The following is a 5,459-nucleotide window of genomic DNA, read 5'->3' on the forward strand; positions in this document are numbered from 1 at the left end:
GGTGGCGGAGGGTGCGGGTGGGCTTCCAGCCGGGGCCGGGGACAGAGGCGCGGAGCATCTGCGTGTAGGGGTGCTGCGGCTCGTCGAGCACGTCGGCGGTCCGGCCGCGCTCGACGACGACCCCGCGCTGCATGACGAGGACGTCCTCGGTGAGCTGGCGGACGACGGCCAGGTCGTGGCTGATGAGCACGTAGCTGATGCCGCGCTCGTCGCGGATGTCGGCGAGCACGTTGAGCACCTGGGCCTGGATCGAGACGTCGAGGGCGGCCACCGACTCGTCGAGGATGAGCACCTTCGGCTCGGTCGCCAGCGCCCGCGCGATGGCGACCCGCTGCCGCTGCCCGCCCGACAGCGCCCGGGGCAGGGCGTTCATCTGCCGGGAGTCCAGGCCGACGAGGTCGGCCAGCTCGCCGACGATCCGGCGGCGGGTGGCGGCGTCGTGGTCGTGGTGGACCCGCAGCACCTCGTCGACCGCGGCCGAGCCGGACTGCCGCGGGTCGAGGCTCGAGTACGGGTCCTGGAAGACGATCTGCACCTCGCGTCCGCGCTGGGTGCGCTCACGGGCGTTGCGCGCCGGGCGGGAGCGGTCGCGGCCGCAGGCGACGATCGTGCCGGCCGTGGGCCGTTCGAGGCCGACGACCATCCGCGCGACGGTCGTCTTGCCGCTGCCGGACTCGCCGACGATCGCGAGCGACCGGCCGGGGGCGAGGTCGAACGCCATGTCGTCGACGGCCACCTGGGTGCCGAAGACCTTGCGCAGCCCGCTCACGGACAGGACGGGGGCGTCGGTGTCAGGCATCCGCCGTCTCCTCGCTCTCGGTCGGGCTCTCCGTCGGGTCGAGCAGCCGTCCGCGCAGCGTCGCGGCGCGCTCGCACCGCACCCGGCCGGCGTCGAGGTCCGCGAGGGTCTGCTCGTGGCCGCGGCAGCCGTCGAGCGCGTGCGGGCAGCGGGGCGCGAAGCGGCAGCCGGACGGTGCCTCGAACGCCGACACCGGGCGGCCGGGGATCGCGACGAGCCGGTCCGCGGTGGACGTGACGTCCGGCCTGGCCTGGACGAGCGCCGCGCTGTAGGGGTGCAGCGGGTCGGCGTGCAGCCGGTGCGCCGCGCTCGTCTCGACGACCTGGCCCGCGTACATGACGCTCGTCCGGTCGCACACCGCGCCCGCGAGCTCCAGGTCGTGGGTGATGAAGAGCATCGACAGGCCGCGGTCGCGGCGCAGGTCGTCGAGGATCGCCATGACCTCCGCCTGCGTCGTCACGTCGAGTGCCGTCGTGCACTCGTCGGCGAGGAGCAGCAGCGGCCGGGACAGCAGGGCCGTGGCGATCATGACGCGCTGCAGCATGCCGCCGGAGAGCTCGTGCGGGAACTGCCGCAGCCGCCGCGCGGGGTCGTCGATCCCGACCTCCTCGAGCGCGTCCGCGGCGCGGGTGCGGGCCTGCGCGCGGGGCACGTCCTCGAGCGTGCGCAAGGACTCCGTCATGAAGTCGTCGATCCGCCGCACCGGGTTGATGTGGGCGCGCGGGTCCTGGAAGACGACGGCGACCTTCGCGCGGTGCCGGCGCAGGTCGGCGCCCGACAGGCCGAGGACGTCGGTGCCGGCGAAGCGCACCGATCCCTCGACCGTGGCCCCGGCCGGCAGCAGCCGCGCGATCGCCTTGGCGGTCATCGACTTGCCGGAGCCGGACTCCCCGACGAGGCCCATCGACTCGCCCTCGGCGATCTCCAGCGTCGTCCCCGTGATGACCTCGCGGTCGGCGCCGCCGACGCGCAGCCGCACGGTGAGGTCGCGGACCTCGAGCAGCGCGCTCACCGGTGCGCCTGCTTCCCGGCCGACTCGAGCCGGTCGCCGAGGAAGCTCACCGCCGAGACGACGACGACGATGCAGAGGACCGCCGTCAACGACTCCATCGGGTAGCCCTGGAGCAGGCCCGTCTTGCCCTCGGACACCATGACCCCCCAGTCGGCCTGCGGTGACTGGACGCCCAGCCCCAGGAACGAGATCGCGGCGAGGTCGACCATCGCGAAGCCGAAGAGGATCGTGCCCTGGGCGACGACGAGCCCGGAGATGTTCGGCAGCAGGTGCCGCAGGCACAGCCGCCAGGCCCCGAACCCCTGCACCTCCAGGGCGGCGACGTAGGCCATCGCGCGTTCCCTGAGCGCCGCGCTCCGCAGGACCCGCGCGATGTACGGGGAGTAGGCGACGGCGAGCGCGAGCCCGGCGGACATCAGCCCGGCCCCGAAGACGGCGGCCGCGACGACGGCCAGCAGGATGCCGGGGAACGCGAAGACGACGTCGAGGCCGGCGGAGACCCAGCGGTCGACCCGCCCGCCGAACCAGGCGGCGGTGACGGCGAGACCGGAGCCGACCGCGACGGCGACGAGCGCGACGAACGCCGCGCCGAGGAACGTCGTCCGTGCCCCGACGAGCAGCCGGCTGAACAGGTCCCGGCCCTGGCCGTCGAACCCGAGCAGGTGCGACCCGTACGGCCCGACGTAGGCGAACGACAGGTCGCTGAGGTTGGGGTCGAACGGCCGCACGAGCGGGCCGACGACCGCGAGGACGGCGGCGAGGGCGACGACGACGAGGCTGACCCAGCCGAGGACGCCGAGCCGGACGCGGCGCAGCCCGCCGCGGGCGGCTGCGGCCTCGACCTCGGCGACCGGGTCGAGCACCTCGGCGGCGACGCCCGCCGGGACGCCTGAGGGGACGGGGATGCTCATGAGGCACGGCTCCCGAGGGCGACGCGCGGGTCGAGCAGCGCGTAGGCGAGGTCCACGAGCAGGTTCGTCACGACGAACGCCACGACGAGCACGAGGCTGATGCCCTGGACGACGGCGAAGTCCTTGTTGAGCGCCGCCTGGACGAGGTAGGCGCCGAGGCCGTTGAGCCCGAACGCGGTCTCGACGACCGCCGACAGCGCGATGAGGCTGGCCACGGTGAGCCCGACCACTGTCGTGATGGGGATCGCGGCGTTGCGCAGCACGTGCCGGCGCACGACGGACGACCAGGGCAGGCCCCGGCTCACCGCCGTCTGCACGTGCTCCTTGTCGAGCTCCTCGCGGACCGCCGTCCGGGTGACGCGGGTGACGAGGGCGACGGACGTGGCGGCGAGCGCCAGCGCCGGCAGCACGAGGTGCTTCAGGGAGTCCGCGAAACCCGTCCCGGTGCCGAGCACCGGCAGCCAGCCGAGCCGGACGCCGAAGAGGAACTGGAGGACGACGGCGGCGGCGAACGACGGCATCGCCGCCGACACGGTCGAGACGAGGACGACGCCGGTGTCGACGGCGCCCTTGCGCAGGGCACCGAGCAGGCCGAGCCCGACACCGCCGACGACGATGACGAGCGAGGTGAGCGCGACGAGCGAGGCGGTCACGCCGATCCGTTGGCCGATGAGGGTGGAGACGTTCTCGCGCAACGGGATCGACTGGCCGAGGTCGCCGGTGAGGGCGGCCGTGAGCCAGTTCCAGTAGCGCACGAGGAACGGGTCGTCGAGGTGGTACCGGGCGTTGAGCTCGGCGAGCACCTCCGGGGACGGCGTCCGGCCGCCGGTGAGCGCCGCGATCGGGCTGCCCGGGGCGAGGTCGAGCGCGCCGTAGACGGCGAAGCTCGCGACGAGCAGCGTCGCGACGAGCATCGCGCCGCGGCGGAGCAGGAACCTGAGCATCCGGACCTCCCGTCGGTGGGGTGGACGGTCGGCCGGGCCGGTCGCGGGGACCGGCCCGGCCGCACGTGACTACTGCCCGGTGCCGCCGAGGTAGACCGCCCACGGCGAGAACATGTACGAGAACGTCGCCGGGGCGCCGGTGACGGACTTGTGCATGATGACGACGTTGTTCGGCTCGACGAGGGGGATCCAGACGAGCTGGTCCGTGATGATCTTCTGGCCGGCGACGACGTACTCGGCGCGCTTGACCGGGTCGGCCTCGCCGCGAGCCGCCTCGAAGGCCTTCGTCACCTCGGCGTTCTCCCAGCCGCTGAAGTTCTGCGAGCCGCCGGGCATGGCCAGGGTGTTGTAGAGCGCCGCGGGGTCGCCGTAGTCGCCGTAGTTCGTCGTGACGAACCCGTCGACCGAGCCCCACGCCTTGGGGTCGATGAAGAAGTTGATGTAGTTCGACGGGCTCACGTTGTTGATCTTCACCTTGAGCCCGACCGCCTCGGCGGCCGCCTTGACCGCGAGGGCCGAGGTGTTGAGCGCCGGGATGCCGGAGGACGCGCCGAGCGTGATGGTCTGGCCGACGGCCCCGGCCTCCTTGGCGAGCGCCTGCCCCTTGGCGACGTCCCGCGTCATGGGCGGCAGCGCGTCGTAGCCCGCCTTGAAGGTGTCCTGCGCGTAGCCCCACGTGCCGGACGCCGCGAGCGCCCGCGGGATGTTCGCCGCGCCCTTCCAGACCGAGTTGATGACGCCCTCGCGGTCGAGCGCGTAGGAGATCGCCTGGCGCACCTTGGGGTCGGCGAGCGGGCCCTTCGTGGCGCTCACGACGAGCGCGGACGTCGGGTAGGGCGCGCCCTGGTAGACCTTGACGTTCGGGTCGGTCTGGAGCTGGCCGAGGGTGCTCAGCGAGATGACGTAGCCGCCGTCGATCGAGCCGGTCTTGAGGCCGGCCGTGAACGTCGCGTCGTCGGGGACCCCGATGACCGTGAGGCTCTTGAGCTTCGGCTTGGGCAGGCTCGAGTCCCAGTAGTCGGGGTTCGGGACCATCTTGACGCCCTGGCCGGTCTTCCAGGAGTCGAGCTTGAACGGCCCCGAGCACATGGTGCCGGCCGAGACGGAGCCGAAGTCCTTGCCCTTGGCCTCGACGAACTTCTTCTGGACGACCTCGCCCGGCGTCGCCGACAGCTCGCCGAGCAGCCAGAAGTCGGGCTGCTTGAGCTTGATCGTGAACGTCTTGTCGCCGGTGGTCTCCATGGACTCGACCCGCTCGAAGACCTTGGCGTAGAAGCCGCCGCCCTTGGGGTCCGCCGCCCGCTTCAGGCTGAAGACGGCGTCCTCGGCGGTGACGGGCGTGCCGTCCCAGAACTTCGCCGCGGCGTTGATCTCGAAGTCGAACTGCGTGGGGGACGTCGTCGTCACCTTCGCCAGGCCGTCGCCGATCGTCATGTCGGGCTTCTGGCGCAGCAGGGAGTCGCACAGGAGCGGGTCGACCGTGTTCTCCGGGTAGTCGAACGCCTGGATCGGGTCGAGGGTCTGGGTCTCCCGGTAGGTCCCCCACACGACGTCGCCGGCGTCCGCGGTCGGGGCCGGGGTGTCGACGACGAAGCCGGACGTCGGGGCGGACGCGCCCGGCGACGCCGAGCCGGACCCGGTGGCCTGGGTGGGCGGCGGCGCGCCGCCGCAGGCGGCGAGCACGATCGCCGCCGTGAGGCCGGTGACGCCGAGGGCGGCGCGCCGGCGGGGAGAGACCTGGACCATCGGGTTCTTCCTTCCTGGGGGCGGTCGGGCGGCGGTGCGGTGGTGCG

5 protein-coding genes are annotated in these 5,459 nt (G+C 73.0%); all 5 read right to left on the reverse strand.

Translation table 11 applies throughout. The annotated features are described in order from the left end of the window. Window positions 1–799: ABC transporter ATP-binding protein (locus EDJALFJO_RS00540; RefSeq protein WP_143448204.1), on the reverse strand; the 799-nt coding region annotated here is incomplete at its 3' end. Continuing rightward, entirely contained in the window at window positions 792–1,811 is a 1,020-nt protein-coding gene (locus EDJALFJO_RS00545) for an ABC transporter ATP-binding protein (RefSeq protein WP_088281134.1), read from the reverse strand. The genes EDJALFJO_RS00540 and EDJALFJO_RS00545, both read right to left, overlap by 8 nt. After that, complete coding sequence (locus tag EDJALFJO_RS00550) at window positions 1,808–2,722, reverse strand: ABC transporter permease (protein WP_088281136.1); 915 nt, start codon at window positions 2,720–2,722, stop codon at window positions 1,808–1,810. The genes EDJALFJO_RS00545 and EDJALFJO_RS00550 overlap by 4 nt, the downstream gene beginning before the upstream one ends. Next, on the reverse strand, window positions 2,719–3,666 hold the full coding sequence (locus EDJALFJO_RS00555; RefSeq protein ID WP_088281138.1) for an ABC transporter permease: 948 nt from the start codon (window positions 3,664–3,666) through the stop codon (window positions 2,719–2,721). Before EDJALFJO_RS00555 ends, EDJALFJO_RS00550 begins: the two co-directional genes overlap by 4 nt. Before the next feature lie 69 nt (window positions 3,667–3,735). Next, window positions 3,736–5,459, reverse strand: a 1,724-nt coding sequence (locus EDJALFJO_RS00560) for an ABC transporter substrate-binding protein (RefSeq protein WP_233149600.1), incomplete at its 5' end; no start/stop codon positions are given.

Origin of the sequence: Kineosporia sp. A_224, assembly GCF_002198655.1 — a bacterium.
Taxonomy (GTDB): Bacteria; Actinomycetota; Actinomycetes; order Actinomycetales; family Kineosporiaceae; genus R-H-3.